The organism is Dactylosporangium sp. NPDC049525 (assembly GCF_040676755.1).
In the GTDB taxonomy this organism is placed as follows: Bacteria; Actinomycetota; Actinomycetes; order Mycobacteriales; family Micromonosporaceae; genus Dactylosporangium.
In genome coordinates this window covers 1-24,498 of record NZ_JBFAPO010000107.1, presented here as the reverse complement: position 1 = coordinate 24,498, position 24,498 = coordinate 1, and the positions used below count along the sequence as shown (strand labels likewise).

10 protein-coding genes are annotated in these 24,498 nt (G+C 75.2%); 2 read left to right on the top strand and 8 right to left on the bottom strand.

Annotated features, from left to right (window positions below):
- Together AB0K00_RS56155 and AB0K00_RS56150 are read left to right on the top strand one after the other, a co-directional pair.
- Positions 1 to 1,758, top strand: a 1,758-nt coding sequence (locus AB0K00_RS56155; protein WP_363539631.1) for a beta-ketoacyl reductase, incomplete at its 5' end; no start/stop codon positions are given.
- The gene (locus AB0K00_RS56150; protein ID WP_363539629.1) at positions 1,755 to 11,924 is read left to right on the top strand and encodes a beta-ketoacyl synthase N-terminal-like domain-containing protein; all 10,170 of its coding nucleotides are present in this window, start codon (positions 1,755 to 1,757) and stop codon (positions 11,922 to 11,924) included. The genes AB0K00_RS56155 and AB0K00_RS56150, both read left to right, overlap by 4 nt.
- Positions 11,925 to 11,987: 63 nt before the next feature.
- Here the strand turns inward: AB0K00_RS56150 and AB0K00_RS56145 are convergent, their stop codons facing one another.
- The 8 genes from AB0K00_RS56145 to AB0K00_RS56110 form a co-directional block, all read right to left on the bottom strand.
- Positions 11,988 to 13,817, bottom strand: coding sequence for an FtsX-like permease family protein (locus AB0K00_RS56145; RefSeq protein WP_363539627.1), 1,830 nt, complete (start codon positions 13,815 to 13,817; stop codon positions 11,988 to 11,990).
- 5 nt (positions 13,818 to 13,822) lie between these two features.
- A complete protein-coding gene (locus tag AB0K00_RS56140; RefSeq protein WP_363539633.1) occupies positions 13,823 to 14,563 on the bottom strand; it encodes an ABC transporter ATP-binding protein in 741 nt (246 codons plus the stop codon).
- 2 nt (positions 14,564 to 14,565) lie between these two features.
- Complete coding sequence (locus tag AB0K00_RS56135) at positions 14,566 to 15,093, bottom strand: PadR family transcriptional regulator (protein ID WP_363539625.1); 528 nt, start codon at positions 15,091 to 15,093, stop codon at positions 14,566 to 14,568.
- A gap of 142 nt (positions 15,094 to 15,235) precedes the next feature.
- The gene (locus tag AB0K00_RS56130; protein WP_363539623.1) at positions 15,236 to 16,867 is read right to left on the bottom strand and encodes an FAD-binding protein; all 1,632 of its coding nucleotides are present in this window, start codon (positions 16,865 to 16,867) and stop codon (positions 15,236 to 15,238) included.
- 84 nt (positions 16,868 to 16,951) lie between these two features.
- Positions 16,952 to 18,448, bottom strand: a complete 1,497-nt coding sequence (locus tag AB0K00_RS56125) for a class I SAM-dependent methyltransferase (RefSeq protein WP_363539621.1) — start codon at positions 18,446 to 18,448, stop codon at positions 16,952 to 16,954.
- Positions 18,449 to 18,535: 87 nt separating this feature from the next.
- Positions 18,536 to 19,564, bottom strand: coding sequence for a hypothetical protein (locus AB0K00_RS56120; protein WP_363539619.1), 1,029 nt, complete (start codon positions 19,562 to 19,564; stop codon positions 18,536 to 18,538).
- Between the two features lie 115 nt (positions 19,565 to 19,679).
- Complete coding sequence (locus tag AB0K00_RS56115; RefSeq protein ID WP_363539617.1) at positions 19,680 to 20,483, bottom strand: AfsR/SARP family transcriptional regulator; 804 nt, start codon at positions 20,481 to 20,483, stop codon at positions 19,680 to 19,682.
- 101 nt (positions 20,484 to 20,584) lie between these two features.
- Positions 20,585 to 24,498: type I polyketide synthase (locus tag AB0K00_RS56110; protein ID WP_363539615.1), on the bottom strand; the 3,914-nt coding region annotated here is incomplete at its 5' end.

The following is a 24,498-nucleotide window of genomic DNA, read 5'->3' as shown; positions in this document are numbered from 1 at the left end:
GGCGGCCCGGGCGCCGGCTGCCGCGCTTGGCCGGCCGGCGGCCGCGCCCCGCCCCCCCTCGACCCGGCCGCGAGCGGCACCCTGCTGCGGCGCGTCTGGACCGCCGCCCCGACCGGCGAACCCCCGCGGCACCTGGCCGTCGCCGGCCGCCCCGACCCGGCGTTGGCCCTGCCGCTCGGCGACGGCGAGGTCGACACGTACGCCGAGCTGACCCGCGTCGGCCCGGTCGTGCCGCCCGTCGTCCTGGTGGGCGCCGCCGCCTGGGTCACCGGCGCCGACCCGGTCGCCGACACCCACCGCGCGGTCACGGCCGCCGCGGCGCTGCTGCACGACTGGCTGGCCACGGAACGCTTCGCCGCCGCCCGGCTCGCCGTGGTGACGACCGGCGCGATGGCCGCCGCCCCCGGCGACGACGTCGACCCGGCCCTCGCCGCCGTGTGGGGGCTCGTCCGCGCCGCCCAGGCCGAACATCCGGGCCGGTTCGTCCTCGTCGACACCGACGGCTCACCGGCCGCCCGCCGCGCCCTGCCCGCGCTCCTCGGCGGCGGCGCGGAGCAGCTGGCGATCCGCGGCGCCGCCGGCCTCACCCCGCAGCTGGCCCGTCTCGACCCGGCCGCCACCGCGGCGCCGGCCCCGTTCGACCCCGACGGGACGGTCCTCGTCACCGGCGGCACCGGCTCGCTCGGCCGGGCGCTCGCCGCGCACCTCGTCGCCGAGCACGGCGTGCGGCACCTGCTGCTCGCCGGCCGCCGCGGCGACCCGACCGGCCTCGACGAGCTCAACGCGGCCGGGGCGGCGGTCACGGTCGTGGCGTGCGACGTCGCCGACCGCGACCAGGTGGCCGCGCTGCTGGCGCGGATCCCGTCCCGGCACCCTCTGACGGCGGTCGTGCACGCCGCCGGGGTCCTCGACGACGCGCTCGTCGCCGACCTCACCCCGCAGCGCATCGCCGGGGTCCTGCGGTCCAAAGTGGACGGCGCGCAGCACCTGCACGAACTGACCCGGGACCTGCCGCTGTCCGCCTTCGTGCTGTACAGCTCGGCGTCCGGCATCCTCGGCAACGCCGGGCAGGGCAACTACGCCGCCGCGAACGCGTTCCTCGACGCGCTCGCCGAACGGCGCCGCGCCGCCGGGCTGCCCGCCCAGTCCCTCGCCTGGGGGCCGTGGGCGACCGGGGACGGGATGGCGGACCGGCTCGGCGAGCGGCAGCTGCGCCGCATCGAACGGACCGGGCTGCGGCCGCTGCGCACCGACCGGGCGCTGCGCCTGTTCGACGCCGCGCAGCGCAGCGCAACGGCCGTGCTGGTGCCGGTACACCTCGCCGACGCCGCCGACACGGTGCCGCCGATGCTCGCCGGACTGCTGAGCACCCAGCGCGTCGAGGGCACGGCCGCCGCGGAACCGGCCGAGGACCTCGGTGCGCGGCTCGCCGCGCTGCCGGCCGCCGACCGCGAACCGGCCGTCCTCGCCCTCGTCCGAGCCGAGGCCGCCCTGGTCCTCGGCCACGACCTGGCCACCGACGTCGACCCCGACGGCCCGTTCCTGGAGAGCGGCTTCAACTCGCTGATGGCGGTCGAGCTGCGCAACCGGCTCGGCGCCGCCACCGGGCTGCGCCTGCCGACCACGCTCGTGTTCGAGTGCCCGACCCCGGCCGTCCTGGCCGGCTACCTCACCACCAGACTGCGCCCCGCGCAGGAGCAGGAAGTCCGCACCATCCTCCACCACCAGCCGCTACTTCAGTTGGAGCCCCTGTCATGACGGATGTGCTCAGCGAGGCCGCACTCGGCGACTTCCAACTCCTGGCCGGCCCCGACGACGCCCTCGTCGCCGGGCACCACCTGCACGGCGTGGCGCAGCTGCCCGAGCTCAGCCACGTCGACGTACTTCTGCGCGCGGCCGCGCGGCGCGGCCTGGACCCCGACGGCGTGGAACTGTCCGCGCTCACGTTCCCGGGCCCGGTCAGCTTCGCCGACGGCCGGCCCCGGCGGCTGGTGTACCGCGCCACCGCCGACGGCGCCGCGACCCGCGTCCACGCCGACGCGAGCCCGGTCGCCGCCGCCGACGAGGGCGAACCGGTCCTCGACTGCCTGGTGCGGTGGGCCGGCGCCGAGCCGTCCGGGTCGCCGCTCGACGTCGCCGCCCACGGCCGGGCCGCGGCGACCGCCGTCGACCTCGCCGAGCTGTACGCCCGGGCCGAACGCTCCGGCCTGCGCCACGGCGAGTTCCTGCGGGCCCGCGGCTGGGTCGGGCTGGCCGGCGACGACGTCGTCGCGCAACTCACCCCCAGCCCGGCGGCGGCCGACCGGTCCGGCGACTTCCTCGCCCACCCGGCGCTGCTGGAGGCGGCCCTGATCGCCGCGTTCGGGCTGGCCACCGCGGACGGCACCGCACCGTACCGGCCGCGCTCGATCCGCCTGGTCCGCGCGCCGCGCCGCCTGGACGGGCTCATCCACCTCGTCGCGCGGATCCGCCCGGCCGGCGACGACGCCCTCGATGCCGACATCGCCCTCTACGACGCCGACGGGCACCTCGCCGTCCGCCTCGAAGGCGTCCACGCGGTCCGCGCGGCGGCCACCACCGAGCGGCCGACGCCCACGGAGGCACCGGCGCAGACCGCGCCGCGCCGCGCGCCGCGGCCGCCCCGGCCCGAGCGGCGGCCCCTGGACGTCGCCATCGTCGGCGTCGCCGGCCGCTACCCCGGCGCCGGGGACCTCGACGCGTTCTGGGGCAACCTGCTCGCCGGCCACGACGCGATCACGGAGGTGCCAGCCGAGCGCTGGCGGGCCGAGGACTACCCGACCGGGGAACTGTCGCTGCCGCGGTACGGCGGATTCATCGCCGACGTCGACAAGTTCGACCCGCTGTTCTTCCGGATCCCACCCAGCACCGCGGCCACCCTCGACCCGCAGGAGCGGCTGTTCCTGGAGGCCGCGTACGCCGCCGTCGAGCACGCCGGCTACCAGCCCGACGACTTCCGCGCCCCGCACAACCGGGTCGGCGTCTTCGTCGGCGCCATGTGGGCCGACTACCGGCTCCTCGGCGTCGACGCGACCCGGCGGGGCACCCCGATGTCGGTGCCGTCGATGGCCTCCTCCGTGGCGAACCGCGTCTCGTACTTCTTCGACTTCGCCGGCCCCAGCATGGCCGTGGACACCGCCTGCTCGTCGTCGCTGACCGCGCTGCACCTGGCCTGCCGCAGCATCGCCGAGGGGGAGTGCGACGCCGCCATCGCCGGCGGGGTCAACCTGCTGCTGCACCCCGACAAGTTCCTGCTGCTGCGCACCCTGAACATGGCCGCGTCCGATGGCCGGTGCCGCTCCTTCGGCGAGGGCGGCGACGGCTACGTGCCCGGCGAAGGCGTCGGCGCGCTGCTGCTCAAGCCCCTCGCGAAGGCCGAGGAGGACGGCGACACCATCCACGGCGTCATCCTCGGCATGGCCGTCAACCACGGCGGGCGGGCCGCCGGGCTCACCGTGCCCAACCCGGTCGCGCAGGGCGAGGCGATCAGCCGGGCGCTCGGCGAGGCCCAGGTCGACCCGGGCACCATCGGCTACGTCGAGGCGCACGGCACCGGCACCGCCCTCGGCGACCCGGTCGAGGTCGCCGGGCTCAACCGGGCCCTCGCCGGCCGCAGCGACCCGTGCCTGCTCGGCTCGGTCAAGTCGAACATCGGCCACCTCGAGGCCGCGGCCGGCGTCGCCGCGGTCACCAAGGTCCTGCTGCAGATGCGGCACGGCACGATCGCGCCGTCGCTGCACTCCGACCGGCTCAACCCGGAGATTGACTTCTCGGCCGCGCGGCTGCGGGTGCCGCAGGACGCCCAGCCGTGGCCGCGCCCCGCGACCGAGGCCGGCGGCCGCCGCCGGGCCGGCATCAGCTCCTTCGGGGCCGGCGGCGCCAACGCCCACGTCGTCATCGAGGAGTACGTCGCCCCGCCGCTGCCGGTGCCGCCGGCCGAGCCGGAGGTGCTGGTCCTGTCGGCCCGCACCGAGGAGCGGCTGCGCGCCTACGCCGGGCGGATCGCCGCGTTCCTGCGCGGCGCCGACCCGGGCCGGTTCCGCGACGTCGCCCGCACCCTGCAGGTCGGCCGGCCCGCCCTGGAGGTGCGGCTGGCCCTCGTCGCGGCGACGCCCGAGGAGGCGGCCACGGCCCTGGAGCGGTACCTCGCCGGCGAGCCGACGGCCGTGCACCGCGGGACCGCCGCCGGTGAGGCCGACCGCGAACCCGGCCGCGCGGACCTGCTCGGCCGGCACTACGCCGCCGGCGACCTCGACGGCACGGCCAGGCTGTGGACGGTCGGCGGGCGCCCCGACTGGGCGGTCCTCAACGGCGGCCCGGCCCGCCGCGTCCCGGTCCCCGGCTATCCGCTGCAGCGGACCCGGTACTGGCTGGACGAGCCCGCCGACGCCAGCTCGATCTCCGCGATCACCGACGCGTACGAGGCCGGCACCCCGCACCTGGACGTCGAACTGGAGGCGGCCTACCCGCTGCTGGGCCGGTACGCGTCCGCCTCCGCCGCGCGGAAGCTGAGCGGGCTGGGCTTCCCGGCCGAGGGCGGCACCGTCGAGGAGGTCCGCGAACGGCTCGGGATCCGCCCGGAGTTCTTCCGCTTCTTCGACGCCTGCCTCGCCGTCCTGGAACGGCACGGGCACGTCGAACGGGAGGGCGACGTCGTGCGCCTCGCCGCCGTCGACGACGACCTCGCGGTGCTGCGCGGCGAGATCCTGGAGGGTTACCCGGAGGCGTACCCGTTCGTGCGGCTGCTGGACACCTGTGTGCAGGCGTACCCGCACACGCTGCGCGGCGAGATCCCGGTCACCGAGGTGCTGTTCCCCGGCTCCGGCGTCGACCTGATGGCCGGCGTGTACCGCGGCAGCCCCGCGTACGACTTCTACAGCGAGGAACTGGCCCGGCTCATCGGCACCCTGGTCGACGTGCGGGCCCGCGCCGGGCGCCGCCCGGTGCGCATCCTCGAGGTCGGCGCCGGCACCGGCAGCACCTCCCACGCGGTGCTGGCCGCCGTCGCCGCCCGCGACGCGGAGGTCGAATACCACTACACGGACGTCGGCGGGAGCTTCGTCGCGCACGGCCGCCGCACCTTCGGCGGCACCTACCCCTTCGTGCGCTTCAAGGTCCTCGACGCCGAGCGTGACCCGGTCGAGCAGGGCTTCGCCGAGGGCGGGTTCGACGCGGTCTTCGCCGCCAGCGCCCTGCACGCGGTCGCCGACGTCGACGAGTCGCTGTCGCTGCTGCGGCGGCTGCTCGCACCGACCGGCCTGCTGGTCCTCGGTGAGCCGGTCGCCGACATCGACATCCTCACCCTGTCGATCGGCATGCTCGACGGCTGGCACCGCTACACCGACCCGCGGCGGCGGCTGCCGAACTCGCCGCTGCTGTCGGTCGAGCAGTGGCGGGAGGCGACCCGGCGCACCGGCTACCGCGACTTCACCGGCTACGGCCCCGGACTCACCGCCGACGCCGACCCGTCGTTCCGGGTCATCGTCGCGGCCAACTCCGGCGCCCCGGTCGCGCGGCCCGCGCTGCCGGCCGCCCCAGCCGCACCGGCCGAGCCGGAGGTCCCTGCGCCGCTGCCGGAGGTGCCGGCCGAGACCCTGGAACCGGTCGTCGCGGCCATCATCGCCGATGGGCTCGGCGTGGGTACGGCCGAGGTCCGCCCGACGATGTCGTTCGCCGAGTACGGCGTGGACTCGATCCTGGCCGTCAAACTGGTCGAGCGGCTGAACGCGGCGCTCGGGGTGACGGTCAAGCCGACCGTGGTCTTCGACCACCCGAGCGTCCGCCGCCTCGCCGCCCACTTTGCCTCCATCGGCGCCCGGGTCGTCTCCGCCGTGGCCGCACCGCCCGTGGCCGCACCGCCCGTGGCCGCACCGCCGGTGGTCGCACCGCCCGCCGCTCCTGCCGCTCCCGCTCCTGCCGTCGAGCCGCAGCCGCGGCCGGCTCCGGTCCCGCTTGTGGGCACCGCACGGACCGAGCCGAGCCGTACCCTCGACATCGCCGTCATCGGCATGGCCGGCCGCTACCCCGGCGCCCGCGACACCAGGGCGCTCTGGCAGAACCTGGTGGCCGGTGAGATCAGCATCGGCGAGGTGCCGGCGGGCCGCTTCGACATCGACGCGGTGTACGCGCCGTGGCCGCCGCGCCCCGGCCGCACCTACACCCGGTGGGGCGGCTACCTCGACGACGTCGACCTGTTCGACCCGGCGTTCTTCAACATCGTCCCGGCCGAGGCCGACTACATGGACCCGCAGCAGCGGCTGTTCCTGCAGGAGGCGTGGCGGGCCGTCGAGGACGCCGGCCTCGACCCCCGGCAGCTGGCCCGGACCCGCTGCGGCGTGTTCGCCGGCTCCCCGCCGTCGGACTACGTCACCCTGATCCGCGACCGCGGCCTCGGCGGCGTCCCGCACGTCTTCACCGGCAACGCCCCGTCGATCCTGCCGGCCCGGGTCGCGTACCACCTCGACCTCACCGGGCCGTGCATGAGCTTCGACACCGCGTGCTCGTCGTCGCTGGTCGCGATCCACCAGGCCTGCCGCAGCATCGCGGCCGGCGACTGCGACCTCGCGCTCGCCGGCGGTGTCGCCGTCTACAGCACTCTCGACCACCTGCTGCTCACCTCGTCGCTGGGGATGCTGTCGCCGACCGGGCAGTGCCGGGCGTTCGACGCCACCGCCGACGGGTTCGTGATGGCCGAGGGCGCCGGCGTGGTCCTGCTCAAGCCCCTCGCGAAGGCGCTCGCCGACGGCGACCCGATCCACGGCGTCATCAAGGCCGCCGGGGTCAACCAGGACGGGCGCACCAACGGCATCACCGCCCCGAGCGCCCGGTCGCAGCGCGAACTGGAGGCCGGGGTGTACGACCGCTTCGGCATCGATCCGGCCGACATCGGCTACGTCGAGACCCACGGCACCGGCACCCGGCTCGGCGACCCGATCGAGATCGAGGCGCTCACGGGTGCGTTCCGCCGGTACACCGACACCCGCCGCAGCATCCCGATCGGCTCGATCAAGACGAACATCGGCCACAGCTCGCACGCCGCGGGCGTCGCCGGCCTGATCAAGGTCCTGCTCGCGATGCGCGAGGGATACATCCCGCCGTCGCTGAACTTCACCGAGGCCAACCAGCTCACCGGCCTCGCCGAGTCGCCGTTCTACGTCAACACCGACCTGCTGCCGTGGCCGGCCCACCGGCGGCTGGCCGCGATCAGCTCGTTCGGGTTCAGCGGCACCAACGCCCACCTCGTCGTCGCCGGGCACGACGAGCGCCGCCCGGCCACGCCGGCACCGGCCCGCGAGGCACTCGTGCCGCTGTCCGCCCGCAGCGATGCCGCCCTGCGCCGGGGCGCCGCGGACCTGGAGCGGGCCCTGGCCGGGCTGCCGGACGCGGCGCTGCACGGCGTGGCCGCGACGATGCAGACCGGCCGGATGCCGTTCGAGCACCGCGCCGCGGTCGTGGCCGGCTCCGTCGAGCAGCTGCGGGCCCGGCTGGCCCGGCTCGCCGCGGGCGGCCACCCGGCCGGCGTCCATCTCGGCCACGTCGACCCGGACGCGCCGGCCGGCCCCGTCGTCGCCCCGGAGCCCGGCGGCGACCCGCACGAGGCGGGCCGGGCCTGGGCCGCCGGCGGCACCCTGGACCCGAGCCGCATGTACCCGAAGGGCACGGGCCGCCGCCTGCACCTGCCCGGCTACTCCTTCGACACCGACCGCTGCTGGCTCCCCGACGACGGCCCCGACGGCGCCGCCAGCGGTCCGGGCGCGGCCCCCGACGGCCCGACCGGCGGATCCGGCGGACCCGGCGGCGCCGGCCGCGAACCGGATGGCGGCAGCGCGTCACCGGCCGCGCCGCAGGCGGATCCACCAGTCCCGGCAGCGCCGGCGCCGGCCGCCCCCGAGGTCGTTGCCGTGCCGGCCGCCACGGTGGACCCGGGCGTCGACACCGTCGACAGTGGACGGTTTGCGGCGGCCGTCATCGGTGCCGCCGCCGCCGAGCTCGGCGTCGACCCGTCCGATGTGGACATCCGGGTGCCGGCCGCCGCGGCCGGCCTCGACACCGGCGGCCGGGCGCGGCTGGTCGGGCGGATCAACGACGCCCTCGGCGTGCGGCTCGGCGACGGGTCGTTCCCGGCGGGCATGTCCCTCGCGGCGTTCGCCGTCGGGCCGGTCCGCGCCGCGCTCGCCGGCGGCACGCCCCCGGCGGGGGAGCCGGACCTGGTGGAACTGGCCCAGGACTACCTGAAGCAGCTGCTGGCCACCGAGGCCCGCCTGCCGATGGACCGCATCCGGGTCCGGGCACCCCTGTCGGAGTACGGCATCGAATCCGTCCTCATCACCCAGCTCAACCAGCACCTGGAGGACGCGTTCGGGGCGGTGTCGGCGACCCTGTTCTTCGAGTACCAGTCGATCGCCGAGCTCGCCGCGCACCTCGCCGGCACGTACCCGGACCGGCTCCGCGAGCTCACCGCACCCCGGACCGTCCCGGCGCCGCAAGTGCAGGCCCCGGCCGAACCGGCGGCGCGGCCCCGGAGCACGGGCGGCGAGCGGCCCCGCACCGGCGACATCGCCGTCATCGGCATGGCCGGCCGGTACCCGATGGCCCGCGACAACGACGAGTTCTGGCGCAACCTGCTCGACGGCCGGGACTGCATCGTCGAAGTGCCGGCCGACCGGTGGGACCACGCCCAGTACCTCAGCGACGACCCGGACGAGCCCGGCACCACGTACGCCCGGTGGGGCGGGTTCATCGACGGCGTCGACGAGTTCGACGCGCGGTTCTTCCAGATCCCGCCCAAGGAGGCGGAGGGCATGGACCCGCAGCAGCGGCTGTTCCTGCAGGCCGCCTGGTCCGCGGTCGAGGACGCCGGCTACACCCCGGCGCGCATCCGGTCGACGGCCGCGCGCCGCGGCACCAAGGACGCCGGGGTCTTCGCCGGGGTGACGTACGGCGACTACCAGCTGCTCGTCGGCATGCCGATCGTCGGCTACTGGGCGGTGGCCAACCGGGTGTCGTACCACCTCGGCCTCAACGGACCGAGCATGGCCGTCGACACCGCCTGCTCGGCGTCGATGACCGCGGTGCACCTGGCGGTGGAGAGCCTGCGCCGCGGCGAGTGCGGATACGCGATCGCGGGCGGCGTGAACGTCACCGTCCACCCGGGCAAGTTCCTGCTCCTCGGCCACGGCCGGTGGGCGTCGACCGACGGCCGGTGCCGGGCGTTCGGCGCCGGCGGCGACGGGTACGTCCCCAGCGAGGGCGTCGCGGCGCTGGTCCTCAAGCCGCTCGCCGACGCCGAGGAGGACGGCGACCGGATCTACGGGATCATCCGGGGCAGCACCGTCAACCACGGCGGCCGCACCAACGGCTTCAACGTGCCCAGCCCGAACGCCCAGGCCGGCCTCGTCGGCGAGGCGCTGCGACAGGCCGGGGTCGACCCCCGCGAACTGTCCTATGTGGAGGCGCACGGCACCGGCACGTCGCTGGGCGACCCGATCGAGATCACGGCGCTGACGAAGGCGTTCCGCGAGCACACCGGCGACCGCGGGTTCTGCGTGATCGGCTCGGCCAAGGCGAGCGTCGGGCACCTGGAGGCGGCGGCCGGCGTGACCGGCATCGTCAAGACCCTCCTGCAGCTGCGGCACGGCACGATCCCGCCGTCGCCGCACGCCGAGCCGGCGAACCCGAACATCGACTTCGCCGGCAGCCCGTTCACGGTCGCGACCGAGGCGACCCCCTGGCCGGCGCGCACGGACGGCCCGCCGCGGCTGGCGGCGGTCAGCTCCTTCGGCGCCGGCGGCGCCAACGGGCACGTCATCATCGAGGAGTACCGCGGGAAGCCCGCCGCGCCCGCCGGCGCTCCCGGCCCGCGGCTGGTGGTGCTGTCGGCGCGCAAGGCCGACCGGCTCGCCGCGCACGCCGCCGGCCTGGCCCGGTTCCTGCGCTCGGCGCAGGGCTCGGACGTGGCGCTGGACGACGTCGCCTGGACGCTGATGGTCGGCCGGGAGCCGTTCGAGCACCGGCTGGCGACCGTCGCGTCGTCGACCGCGGAGCTGGCCGACCGCCTCGAGGCCTTCGCCGCCGGACGCCCCGACCGGCTCGTCGTGAGCGGCGCCGTCCCCGCGTACCAGGACCACCCGGCGGGGGAGAGCGACGCCGACCGCGACTACCTGGCGGGTGTGCGGGCCGGCGGTGACCTGCGGCGGCTCGGGGAGCTGTGGACGCAGGGCTGGACGATCGGCTGGGAGCGCCTCGCGGTGGTCCCGGCCGGCCGGGTGGTGAGCCTGCCGACGTACCCGTTCGCACCCGAACGGCACTGGATCGTGCCGGAGGAGTACCAGCGGGTCTCGGTCCCGGCACCCAGTGCGGTCCCAGCGCCCGCCGCGGACCCGGCGCCGGTGGTCGCCGCGGCCGGCGCGCACGAGGAGTTCCGGGCCAAGCTCGGCAGCCAGATCACCGGGATCTTCGCGGAGCTGACGAAGCTGCCGGCCGGCGAGCTCGACCCCGACGCCGACTTCGTCGACTTCGGTTTCGACTCGGTCGTGTCGGTGCGGATGCTGAACCGGCTGATGAAGGTCTACGGCGTGCGCATCCCCGGCACCGTCATCGACGACTACACCACCATCCGGGGCCTCACCGATCACCTCGTCGACAGCGGCGTGCTGGCCGGCACCGGGCCCGGCACCGGCCCGACCGGCCGGCTCGGCAGGATCCTCGCCGAGCCCGCGCGCGACGTCGAACCGGTGGCCCTGCCGGCGCCGCTGCCGTTCGACTCGATCCTGATGTCCGGCGTGACCGGCGTGCTCGGCGCGCGGCTCCTGCACGACCTGCTGTCCAAGACCGACGCGCGGATCCGGTGCCTGGTGCGGGCCGACTCCCCGGAGGCGGCGCTCGAGCGGATCGGCCGCCTGCTCGCCGTGTACGACGAGGAGGGCGCGCTGCGCGCGGAGCTGCGCCGGCGGGTGACGCCGGTGCTCGGTGACGTGACCCTCGACCGGTTCGGCCTGGACGAGGCGGCACTGGCCGAGCTGGCCGCCGACGTGGACGTCACGATCCACGCCGCCGCCCGCACCACCCTGGTGTCGTTCTACGACTCCCTCGCGCCGATCAACGTCGACGGCACCCAGCGGATGATCGACTTCGCGCTGCGGACCCAGCACCGGCACCTCGTCTACGTGTCCAGCTTCAGCGCCCTCGGCGACTGGCTGCTGGGCGACAACCGCCCGTTCACGGAGTTCGACCTGGAGCTCGGCCAGGAATACGACCACCTGCCCTACCAGGAGACGAAGTACCACGCGGAGAAGCTGGTCCGCGCCGCCTCCGACGACGGTCTCATGTGGACGATCGTGCGCCCCGGCAACATCATGGGCGACTCGGTGACCGGCCGGTACCCGTTCGGCGAGGTGAACGTGAAGGGCGTCTACTACGACCTGCTCAAGACCGTCGTGGACACCGGGATCTCGGCCGTCACCGCCAACCACTGGGACATCACGCCGGTGGACTACGTCAGCGGCGGCATCGTCGAGCTGGGGCTGCGCCGCGCGTCGTACCGCGAGACGTACCACCTGACGAACCCCGACATCCGCGGGCTCAACGAGATCTTCGAGCACGTGCAGGCGTTCGGCTACGACGTGCGCGCCGTGCCGGTCCGCGAGTTCCACCGCATGGCCGTCGAGCGCCTCTTCCGCTCGGCCGGCTCCGACGACCCGTACGACAGCCAGACCATCGAGATGATCAAATACGGCATCGAGACCTGGGGCCCGGAGCACTACGAGCACAGCTGCCCGCCCGACGCCACCTACACCAGGTCGCTGCTGGAGCCGGCCGGCATCCACTGCCCGACGATCGCCGAGCTGGTCCCCATGTACCTCACCCACTGCGTGAACAACGGGCTGTTCCCCCCACCGGTCCGCTGACCCACGCAACCCGCGAGGGGCGGCCCGCTGACGCGGACCGCCCCTCGCCTTGCCGGTCGGGCTTCAGAGGGTCTCGGTCACTGGACGGCGGCCGCCGAGGTGGGCGGGAACGGCGGTGAGCGCCGCCACCGCCAGGACGGTGGCCAGGATGAGGGTGACCAGCTGCCAGGGCGCCGGAAGCGTGGCCTTGTCGTCGTCGCCGTCGGTGATCGCGATGATGGTCGCGAACAGCAGGTAGCCGCCCGGGAAGACGCCCAGGACGGCGCCGAGGAGGGCGGGCAGCACCTGCGCGGCCGCCAGGGCGACGGTCAGCTCCTGCGGGGTGGCGCCGAGGGCGCGGGCCAGCGCCGACGCGTGCCGGTTGTCGAGCACCGTCGCCCAGGTGATCACGATGGCGTTGACCGCCGCCAGGCAGAGCAGGATGACCGTCCAGACGAGCAGCACGTGCCGCAGCACCGTCACCTGACCTTCGCTGTATGCGCGGAGGCCCGCCTGTTCGCTGAGGAAGGTGTTGAGCACCAGCAGGACGTAGATGCCGCCGACGGTCACCGCGATGCTGGCCACGGCTAGCACCACCCGCCGTGGCCGGCGGCCGGCGACCCGCAGGGCGAGCAGCAGCGGGACGGGCAGCCGCGCGGACAGCGCGATCAGCCAGCCGGTGCGGCGGGGTGGGCGGGCCGCGTCGGCCAGCGCGCTGACGGTGCTGGTGCGGGCGCCACGCATGGCCGGGACGGCGGTCGCCACGACCGCGACCCCGAGGGCCACGGCGGTCACCAGGGCGACCGTGGACCAGGTCAACGACGGCGTTCCCGCGCTGCCGATGAGCCCCGCGCTCGACTCGGTGAGCAGCGGAGCGGCCAGCGCCCCGATCGCCAGCCCGGCCGCCGCGGCGGCGACGGCCACCAGGAGATACTCCGCCAGCAGCACGGCGGCGACCAGGCTCGGTGTGCCGCCGACCGCCTTGAGGAGGCCGACCCGCCGGGTCTGATCGGCCATCCGGCCGCCGACCAGCACCGAGAGGCTGGCCACCGCAAGGAGGCCGAGCAGCCAGGCACCGATCAGCAGCAGGATCTGGGAGTCCTTGGCCAGTTCGGTGGCGTCGGCGAGGATGCTCTGCCAGGTCTGCATGGGCATCATGGTGCCGCCGGACGCGCCGCTGTTCGCCTCGACGAACGCCTCGGCCGCGTCGGCGTCGGCGAGCTTCAGGTTCATCACGTACGAGATGCGGCCCTGCGCGGAGGCGAGGCTGCGCACGTCCGCCTGGGTGAGCCAGACCAGCCCTGGGTTGTGCAACAGCCCAGGAGGCAGCTCGCGGTCCTTCGGGATCGCGCCGTGCAGGCAACCGACGGGGACGATGCAGGACAGCCCGGGGTAGGGCGCCATGGCAGCGGTGACGGCCAGGCCGACGACCGTGAACGACCTGCCGCCCAGGGTGACCGGGTCACCGACGGCCACGCCGAGCGAGTTGGCGAAGGCGGCCTCGAGCACCACGCCGCCGTCGCTGACCCAGTTGCCCTGCGTCACCTCGGGCTGATCGACCGCGGCGGTCGTGGTGTCCCGCCCCTCGACCTGCACGTCCGACGCCCGGCCGGACGCCTCGAGCCGGCCGGCGACGACAGGGTACGGTCCGCTGTGCCCGGTGACGCCGGAGGAGGTGGCCAGCTTCTCCAGGTCGGCGAGGTCGGCGAAGTCGCCGGTGGCGGCGACCACGTCGGGTCCCCTGGTCGCCGCCCGGGTGCTCGCATACGGGTCGCCGGCCGCGTCACGCACGACGAGTCCGAGCGTCAGGGTCGTGGTGGCCGCCAGGATGGCGATCAGCAGCAGCGCGGCCTCGGTGCGGCGCCGCCGGAGGTCGCGCAGCGCGAGGCGGACCACGAGGACGATGCGGCCCATCGCGGTCAGTCCTCCAGCCCGGCGAGCGCGCCGAGCATGCCGGTGGTGCCGCCGGTCAGCCGGGTCTCGTCGACGAACGCGCCGTCGCGCATGGAGAACATCCGGTCCGCGGTGGCCGCGATCCGAGCGTCGTGGGTGACGATGATCAGCGTCTGCCCGTATCCGTGCAGCTCCTCGAAGAGCCGCAACACGTCCAGGGTGGCGGCGCTGTCCAGGTTTCCGGTCGGTTCGTCGGCGAGCACCACCAGCGGTTCGTTGCTCAACGCCCGGGCGACCGCGACCCGCTGCCGCTGGCCGCCGGACAGCGCGGAGGGCAGGAACCGGGACCGGCCGGCCAGCCCGAGCTGATCCAGCAGCTGCTCCGCACGCCGTCTGGCGGCCCGCGGCGAGCGCCCGGCCAGCAGCGCCGGCAGCTCGACGTTCTCCACGGCGGTGAGCTCCTCCATCAGGTGGAAGGACTGGAAGACGTAGCTGACGTCGGTCCTGCGGATCCGGGCCAGGGCCTTCTCGCCGAGGTTGTCGATGCGGCGGTCGTTCAGCAGCACCTCGCCGCCCGAGGGCCGGTCCAGCCCGCCGAGCAGGTGCAGCAGGGTCGACTTCCCGCATCCGCTGGGGCCCATGATGGCCACCGTCTCTCCCGCGCCGACGTCGAGATCGACCTCGTCGACGGCGCGCACCAGCCCTTCCCCCTTGCCGTAGTCCTTGCGCAACCCGCGGGTGCGCAGGATCGGCGTGCCGGCGGCCATGCTCACGAAGTGCTCCTTCGCTGGGTCCAGTTCTTCTCACATGCCTCGAGCCATCGCAGGTCCGCCTGGAGCCGGAGCACGATGCCTTCCAGCAGCAGCGCCGCATTCGAATGGTTCGGTTCGGCCATGGCGGCGCGCTGGGCGTCACGCAGCCGCCGCAGCAGCTCGCGGCGCTGGGTGTCGACGATGCCGAGCGGGTCGGCCAGCCCGGCCGACGCGGCGGCGATCAGCTTGAGATGGAACTCCGCCAGGTCGGGTTTCGGCCAGCTCACCTCGGCGATCCACTCGGCGACCCGCTGCTGGCCGGTCGGGGTGAGCGTGTACACCTTCCGATCCGACCGGTCGGTGCCGTCGGCGGCTGTCTCGACCGCTACCAGGCCGGCCTTCTCCAGCCGGGTCAGCGTGACGTAGACCTGCCCCGCGTTCATCGCGTCGCCGAGCGGGCCGAGTGCGTCGCGGAGCCTCGCGCGCAGCTGGTAGCCGTGCGTGGGCTCCTTGGCCAGCATCGCGAGGACGACTTCCTGCTGCATCGGTACCCCCCTCTAACCGTTAGCTGTTATGTCTAACGGTTATCCCCATCGCCGTCAAGCCGCCGGTGCTCGTCGCGCACGCCGACGCCGCCCGGCCGGGTGGCCGAGCGGCGTCGAGGGTGGGGCGCGGGTGGGGCGCGGGTTACGGCAGGCGGATGGACAGGGCGTGCCGGAAGGTGTCGGTCGGGTCCCAGCGGGCCTTCACGCGCTGCAGGCGCGGGTAGGCGTCCTTGTAGTAGAGCGTCGACCACGGCACGCCCGAGGTGTTCAGGGTCGGGTCGGCCAGGTCGACGTCCGCGTAGTTGATGAACGAGCCGTCGGTGACGGCGTTGGGCACCGGGACCCCGCCCGTGGCCGAGTACACGTCACGGTAGAAGTCCCGCAGCCAGCCGAGCATCTGCCCGTCCAGCGCCGCGCCGTCCCAGTGGACGGTGTGCATGACCTTCAGGACCGAGTCGCGCTGCGGGACGGCCGTCGCGTCGGACGGCAGGGCGTTGGCCTGCCCGCCGTACGGGTTGAACATCACCGCGGCGAGCGGCGCCTTGATGGCCGGGGTCGCGGTGAGGTAGCGGTACGTCGTGGACAGCTGCTCGGGGGTGTACAGCCCCTTGAGGTAGGCGCCCTTGGCCTTGTTGCGGCGGCCGACCGCGTCGCCGGTGTCGGCGAAGCCGGCCTTGTTCGTGGCCATCAGCCACGGCATCGTGGCCTCCTGCACGACCGGGGTGCCGACGGGGTCGATGACCGCGGACTTGAACCCGGCGACCAGGTCGGCGCTGTTGGGTTCGGTCGGGTCGACCACGACGGTCATCAGCAGGAACGGGTAGGTGTTCACGTGCGGGGCGATCAGCGAGGCGCTCAGGCCGGTGTAGGGCGAGTCGGGTGCGCTGTTGCGCAGGTACCACGCCATGTAGTTGGTGAGCAGCTGGATGAACGCGGGCTCCGGCAGGGCCGGCCAGGGGAAGATGTAGTTGATGGTGCGGCTCGCCTTGGGCGGGGCCGGCAGCAGCCGGGTCGGGTCGTTGCCGGTCGCGTTCCAGCTGCGCATCAGGTAGCGGGTGACGACGCCGAAGTTGCCGCCGCCGCCACCGGTGTAGCCCCAGAACAGCTCGCGGTTCGGGTCGTCGCGCTCGCGGGTGGCGAGCACCGTCTTCACCTTGCCCGACGCGGTGACGGTGACGACCTCGACGCCGTACATGTGGTCCGGGACGATGCCGTTGCGGCGGGCCAGCGCGCCGAAGCCGCCGCCGGCGAAGTGGCCGCCGACGCCGACGGACGGGCAGGAGCCGCCCGGCACGGTCACGCCCCATTCGGTGTACAGCCGCTTGAACACGTCGCGCAGCGTGGCGCCGGGCTGGATGGAGAAGGCGTTGTACCGCGGGTCGAACGAGATGTCGTTCATCCCGGACATGTCGATCTGCGCCTTGACGCTGGGGTCGGTGACGAACCCCTCGACGCAGTGCCCGCCGCTGCGCACGGCGAGCTGCTTGCGGGCCCGCACGGCGGCCTGCACGGCCTGCTCGACCTGGCCGGTGGTGTTGACGACCTGGACGTAGTCGGGGCTGCCGGTGAACCGGCCGTTCCAGTTGCGCACCAGGTCGCCGTAGCGCCCGTCGCTCGGCGGCACGACGACCGACGGCGGGGCGGGAGCCTGGCAGGACGGGCTGCTGATGGTGTCGGCGGCGGCCGGGTCGGCGACGCCGGCGACGCCGGCCGCGGCGGTGGCGGTGGCGGCGGCACCGGCGAGCACCGTGCGCCGCGATAACGTGCTGGACATGGGTGGGTACCCCGTTCCTATGTGGACACTGTGGCGTTCATCAAGGTATGGAGCGGTCGTTCGGGGCCGAACCCCTAGCGGCCCCTAACCGATCTGGTCGCGGGTCGCGGTCACGAAGACGAACGAACCCGGGGTCCACTGGTGCACGACGCGCATCCCGGCCGCCGAGAGCCACGTCCGCAGGTCTTCCGGTGCGGACAGGGCAACGGGGATGACGCCGAACGGCGCGGTCTGCAGGACGCGGTACAGCGGGTCGGTCGACGGCCGGAACGTCATGAACGTGAACGTGCCGCCCGGCCGCAGGCACCGGCCCACCTCCGCGATCGCCGCGGCCTGGTCCGGCAGGGACTGCAGCGCGTTCCAGCAGTTGACCGCGCCGAGCGACGCGTCGTGGAACGGCAGGGCCAGGGCGCTGCCGCGCACGGTCGCCACGCCCGGCAGGCCGGCCCGCACCTGGCGCAGCATCGCCGCGGACAGGTCCAGCGCCAACACCCGTTCGGCGCCGAACGTCTCGGCGATGACGGCGGTCCAGCGGCCGGTGCCGGCGGCGAGGTCCAGGATCGGGCCGTCGACCGGCCGCACGAACCCGCGCAGGTACTCGTCCTCGTCCTCGACGCTCACCGCGCCGCCCCAGTTGGTGCCCTTCCAGCGCAGGAACGCCGAACGGATCTCGCTGTAGCACAGCGGCACGTTCTTCGTCATCGGCTCGTGCGGGTCGCCGGCGCCGAGGGACAGGTCGACCGTCCCGCCGTCGGCCGGGAACACCGTGCCGCAGCCGGCGCACGCAACCGCCCCCGCGTCGACGACGAGCCCGCCGGCGCAGGTCGGGCAGCGCAGCCCGGCCAGGTGCGCGACGTACGCGGGTGCGCCGTCCGGCGCGGCCGCGGCGGGCAGCCGCAGGTCCGGGTCGGGCCGGGTGGGCTCCTCCCCGCCGTGCTCGGCGGCCCACAGGGCCTTGGCGCCGCTGTAGGCGAGCAGCGAGCGGGTGTCGAGGTGATACGCCATGCGCACCTGCTCGGCGGGTGCCTGCGCCATCCAGGCCCGGTCGAACTCGCGGTCGGCGGCCGGCAAGGCGCGCCAGTGCGTCGGGTCCGGCCAGATCCGGGTCAGCTCCGGGTCCTGCGGGTCGAGGGGAGCCAGGCAGCGGTGGAGCCGCTCGTGGTCGCCGGCCGGCAGCGGCAGCCCGGCCGTGGCGGCCAGGATCGCCCCGCGGTCCTCCGGGAAGTGCGCCAGCAGGAAGGTCAGCGCGAGCAGCTCGGCCCGGGCGGCGCGCACGGCGAGCGCGTCGAGGTAGTCCGGCAGTCCACGGTGGACGGCCGCGCGGACGCGTTCGCCCGGGACCTCGGCGAGCAACCCCAGCAGGAGCGCGACGGCCGCGCCGCGCGGGCCGGTCGTGGTGCGCAGCGCGGCGATCAGCGCCGGGACGGCGTGCTCGGCGGCGTCCGGGTCCGCGGCGGGCTCGGTGATGCCGAGCTCGGCGGCGAGGCCGCGCAGGCGCTCGGGCACCCGCCCGGCCGGCGCGGCCAGCAGCCCGTCCAGGGCCGCGAGGCGCGGCAGGGGCTCGATGGGGTACGTGGTCATGGTGCTCCTCCTCCGGAAAGGCGACAGGGTGTGGTGCCCAGCCGGAGGCGCGGCCCGTGTCGGCACGGGCCGTCGGGTCTCCGGCCGTCAGGTGTGGTCGTCGGAGCCGTGCAGCCGGGTCACCGGCTCGTCGACGCTGTACCAGCCGGAGCGGGTGCCGTCCCACACCGCGCCGTCACCGAAGTGGCGGGGGGTGAGGTAGGCGAACTCCTGGCTGCCGGCGACGAGCTGGTCCAGGCCGACGAGGTACACCCGCATGTCGGGATGGTTGCCGAGCGGGCTGGCGAGGATCCGGCTGCGCGCGCCGATGTAGGCGCGCTCGTGCTGCTCGACCAGCTCGCAGAGCCGGTCGACGGCGTCCTGCAACGGCATGCCGTCGCGTTCGTTGAGCAGCCGCACCGCGTTCATCGGCGCGGCCTTGCGCTGCGCGGTGCGGTACGACAGCAGGTCCGACACGATGATCATCTGTCGGCAGGCGTGCGCGTGCAGGTCGACGAACGTGGGTGTGTCGATGAACGGGGTCATGTCGACCGCCGCGGCGAACTCGGTCAGCAGCCCGAGGACGCGGTACCGCATCCGGGCGGACCGGCGCTGCAGGCAGGTGTCCAGGTCCGGTGCCTCGGCCGGGGGCAGCGCGGGCACGGGCGAGACGACCTCGGCGTGCAGGGCGGCCAGCCCCGCGTCCAGGCGTTCCCGCTGGGCCAGCGACAGCCCGACGACGATCCGGCCGAACAGGTCCCGCGCCGCGCTGAGGTACGCCGACTCCGGCTGCCCCGCGGTGCCGCCGTCCTTCACCCCGGCCACCACACCACCGAGCAGGGCCCCCGCGCCGATCGCCTCGATCGCGTTGACCAGCTGATACCAGTCGGAGACGCACAACGCCCGTTCGGCCTCGGCGTCGGGCACCGTCAGCGGGCCGTACAACCCGTTGCGCTGGCGCAGGAAGCGCAGCAGTTCCTCCTCCGCGGCGAAACAGTCGCCGAGGAAGCGGCGCACCCAGTTGTTGGACGCCGTTTCGAGCTGCACGGCGTTGGCGTGGTAGGCGACCGGGATCAGGCGGGGCAGCTCCGGTAGGTAGAGCTGGCGGCCAGCGGGCGGCGTGCTGGAGTCCGGCATGACGAACTTCCGTATCTTCTTGGCGCCGGCACCGGGGGCTCCGCGGCGGGGCGGAGCCGTGATGCCGGCCGGGACTGCAACGGCGGATGAACGTTGGGATGACCAGGATCGCGGCCTACGCCGCGACCTCGAGGACGGCACAGTCCAGCACCCGGTCGGCGGCGAGGATGGCCCGCTGGAGGTCCTGGAGCGCCCAGCAGGGCTCCAGGCCCAGCTCGTCGCGCAGCACCCGCCGCGCGACCTGGAACACCTGCAATGCGTCCCCCGCGCGCTCGGAACGGTACAGGGCGAGCATCAGCTGCCGGTAGAAGGCCTCCCGCAACGGGTGACCGGCGGTCAGCCCCTGCAACGGCGCGATGAGCTCGCGGTGCCGGCCGAGCTGCAGCATCGCCTCCACGAGCAGTTCCTGGCACTCCAGCCGGGTCTCGACGAGCGAGGTGAGGTACCCGTCGAGGATCGGTCCCGGGCTCAGGTTGTCCAGGATCGGCCCGCGCCACAGGTCCAGCGCCGCCTGCAGGGTGCCCCGCGCCGTCTCCGGGCGGTGCTCCCGCAGCTGCTGGCGGCCCTGCTCGGCGAGGCGGGTGAACTGCTGCGCGTCGACCTCGTCGGCGCTGACGTCCAGCACGTATCCGGCCGCGCGGGTCACCACGGGCCCGCCGGCCGGGCCGTCCGGGCCACCGCCGTCGGCACCCGGCGCGGCCAGGGTCTTGCGCAGCTGCGAGACGTACACGTGCAGGCCGGCCATGGCCCGCCGGGGCGGGTGCTCACCCCAGATCTCGGTGATGAGCTGCTCCCTGGTGACCAGCTGGTCCGCGCGGGCCAGCAGCGTACTGAGCAGTGTCTGCACCTTGCGGCTGCCGACACCCGTGCGACGTCCCCGGTCGATGATGCACAGGGGCCCGAGAATCTCGTACCTCATGCGTTCCTCCGTCATGCGGTCCGGGAGACGCTTTTCGCTCCCGTACACAACGTAAGAAGGGGCGGCCGGCGCAGGTACCCCTAGCCGCCCCTGCTCACGGGTCAGCCGAGGGCGAGCCGGACCAGCTCGTCGGCGTCCATCAGCTCGATTCCCGCCCCGTCCCGATCCTCGGCGGGGGCGGTGGGGGAGGCGTGCATAGGGGCCGCTGTAGGGGCCGCTGCGGGGCTTTCGGCGGCGGTCGCGGGAGCGAGGAGCCCGTTGAGCTCCTGAGCCAGCAGCGCGGCCGTGGGGTGGTCGAACACGAGGGTCGACGGCAGCGGCAGCCCGGTGATCTGCACGAGACGGTTGCGCAGCTCCAGGGCCATCAGGGAGTCGAAGCCGAGCTCCCGGAACGGCCGCTGCACGTCCACGGTGTGCGCGGGGTGGTCGGTGACGGTGGCCACGTGCGTGGTCACCAGGTCGACCAGCGCCCGGTGCCGGTTCGCGGCGGGCAGCGCGGCGACCCGGTCGGCGAAGCGCGCCTCGTCCTGCGCCTCTGCCGCCGGTGCCGGTGCCGTGGGCGCGGCGGCGGTCCGGGCGAGCCGGCGCAGGATCGCCGGCACGGTGCCGGCGCCCCGGATCGCGGCCGGGTCCAGCGCGGCCGGCAGCAGCGCCGCCGACCCGGTCGCGACCCCGATGTCGAACAGCTCGAGCGCCTCCGCGGTGCTCAGCCCGCGCATCCCGGACCGTGCGATGCGTTGCAGGTCGGCGGCGCCGAGGTGGCCGGTGACGCCGCTGCGCTGCGCCCACAGCCCCCAGGCCAGGGACGTCGCCGGCAGCCCGAGTCCCTGCCGGTGCCAGGCGAGGGCGTCGAGGTAGGCGTTGGCGGCCGCGTAGTTGGCCTGTCCGGGCCCGCCGAGCACCCCTGCCGCCGCGGAGAACAGCACGAAGCTGCGCAGCGGCAGGTCGCGGGTCAGTTCGTGCAGGTGCCGCGCCCCGTCGACCTTGGGCCGCAGCACCCGCGCCAGCTGCTCGCCGGTGAGCTGGGTGATGACGGCGTCGTCGAGGAGCCCGGCGGCGTGCACGACCGCGGTCAGGTCCGGGCCGATCCCGGCCAGCAGCGCCGCGACCTGGTCCCGGTCGCCGATGTCGCACGCGTGCACCCGCACCGTCGCGCCGAGCCCGGTGAGCTCCTCGACCAGCCCCGCCGGTGCGGTGCCGCCGCGCGACACCAGCGCCAGGTGCCGGGCGCCGTGCGCGGTCACCAGGTGCCGGGCGACGAGCCCGCCGAGGGTACCGGTGCCGCCGGTGACCAGGACCGTCCCGGCCGGGTCGAGGGGCTGTTCCGGGCCGGTGTTCGCGCTCGCCGGCACCCGCACCACGGCGGGGCGCAGCGCCTGCCCGGCGCGGACCGCCAGCTGCGGCTCGCCCTGCGCGGCCGCGGCGGCGAGGACGGCCGGCAGCGCGGCGAGGGACGCCGGCTGGTCGTCGAGGTCGCACAGCACGAACCGGTCCGGGTGCTCGGTCTGCGCGGAGCGCAGCAGCCCCCACGGCGCGGCCGCCGCCGGGTCGGCGACGGTGTCGCCGGGTGCGGCCGCCATTGCCCCGCGGGTCAGCAGCACCAGGCGGGTCGGGCCGGTGCCCGGCGTGGCCAGCCACCGCTGCACGGTCTCCAGCAGCGCCGGCAGGTCCCGGCCGTCCCACCACGGCACCAGCACCGCCTCGGCACCGGCCACAGTGGACAGGTCCGGGTGCGCGGCCGCGGGCGGCAGCCCGGCCGCGGCGGCCACCGCCGCCGCGTCGGCCCCGGCGACGGCGTAGCGCCCCGGGTCCGGCGCGGTGTCGCCGATTGGCAGCGGCGACCAGTCGAGGTGGAACAGCGCGTCGTGCCGCGGCGCGGTCAGCGACGCCTTCAGCTGCTGCATCGACACCGGCAGCATCGCCACCGCGTCGACGGTCGCGACCAGCCGCCCCGCCTCGTCGGCGACGGCGATCCGGGTGCCCTCCGCCGACGGGGTCAGCCGCACCCGCAGCGACCGGGTGCCGCGCCCGTGCAGGCGCACGCCGCGCCAGCCGAACGGGATCCTGGGCCGTTCGGTGCTGTCGCCGCGGTCGGCGAGCAGCCCGGTGAGGTCCTCGCTGATGCGGTCGAGGCCGAGCGCGTGCATCGTCGCGTCGAAGAACGCCGGGTGCAGGTCGTAGCCGCCGAAGTCGCAGCGGTCGGGGTAGCGCACCTCGGCGAACAGCTCCTCGCCGCGCCGCCACGCCCGCCGCAGCGACCGGAACGACGCGCCCCAGTGGTAGAAGCCGAGCTCGTCGTGGCGGTCGTAGAAGCGGTCCGCGTCCAGCGGTGCCGCACCGGCCGGCGGCCAGGCGGCCAGGTCGTCGGGCCCGGGACCGGTGACCGGCTCCCCGGCGGCCAACGCGCCCCGGCCGAGCGCCACCCAGTCCTTGCGGGCCGCCCCGTCGCGGGCCCGGCAGCGCAGCGCAAGCGTCCGCCGTCCCGCGCCGTCCGGCGCGCCGACCCGCAGCTGCAGGTCGACCACCCGGTCCGGGGTGAGCAGCAGCGGCGACTCGTGGGTGAACTCGGCCACGACCGGGCAGCCGAGCTCCCGCCCGGCCCAGGCGGCCAGCTCCACCCACGTGGTCCCGGGCACCACGATCTCGTCGAAGACGACGTGGTCGTACACCCACGGCTGCCCGCGCAGCGACATCCGCCCGGTGTACAGCAGGGCGCCGTCGTCGAGCTCCACGAGCGCGTCGACGAGCGGATGCCCCGGCCGTTCGCCCCGGTCATCCGTGGCGTCCGCGGCGGGCGCGTCGAGCCAGAACCGCTGGTTCTGGAACGGGTACAGCGGCAGCGCCACGTGCCCGCCGCCGTGCCCGGCGTGCAGGTCCGTCCAGTCGACGGCGGCGCCGTGCACGTGCGCGGCCGCGAGCGCGGCCAGGTATCCGGCCGGCTCCGGCTGCCGGGCCCGGCGGACCGCCATCAGCAGCGTGCCGTCGCCGTCCGGCAGGCACTCCCGGGCCAGCCCGGTCATGCTGGTGTCCGGCCCGGCCTCGATCAGCGCGGTGACGCCGAGCGCGGGCAGGGCCCGTACCCCGTCGCAGAAGCGCACGGTGCCGCGGGCGTGCCGGACCCAGTACTCCGGGTCGGTGAGCTCGCCCGGTCCGGCGAGCGCCCCGGTGACGTTGGAGACGATCGGGATCGCCGGCTCGTGCCAGCTGAGGGACTCGGCGACCGCCCGGAACGCGGCCAGCATCGGCTCCAGCAGCGGGGAGTGGAACGCGTGGCTGGTGCGCAGCGGGCGGGTGCGGTGCCCCAGCGCGGCGAGCCGGGCGCCGATCGCGGCCACCGCGTCGTCGTCGCCGGACACCACGGTCGCCTGCGGCCCGTTCACCGCGGCCACGTCGGCCCGGCCCGGGAACGCGGCCACCAGCGGGGCGACCACGTCCAGGCCGGCCCGCACCGACAGCATCCCGCCGCCGGCCGGCAGCGCCCCCATCAGGCGGCCCCGCGCCGCGACGAGCCGGGCCGCGTCGGCGCGGGACAGGACCCCGGCGGCGCAGGCGGCGGCGAGCTCGCCGACCGAGTGCCCGATCAGGTGACCGGGCCGCACCCCGTGCGCGTGCAGCAGGTCGTACATGGCCACCTCGAAGGCGAACAGGGCCGGCTGGGTGTACTCGGTGCGGTCCAGCAGCGCCGCCTCCGGCGTGCCCTCGGCCGCCCACATCACCGACCGCAGCGGCCGGGGCAGGTGGGGGTCGAGCAGGTCGCACAGCTCGTCGAGGGCGGCGGCGAAGACCGGGAACGCGGCGTGCAGCTCGCGCCCCATCCCGGGCCGCTGCGCCCCTTGCCCGGAGAACAGCAGCGCGACCCTGGCGGCGCCGGCCGCCCGGCCCGTTGTGACGCCCCGGCCGGTCTCCCCGGCGGCGAGGCGGTCCAAGGCGGCCGGCAGGTCGGCGGGGTCCGCGTGCACGACGGCCCGGTGCTCGAACAGCGCCCGGGTGGTGTGCAGCGCGTGCCCGACCGCGA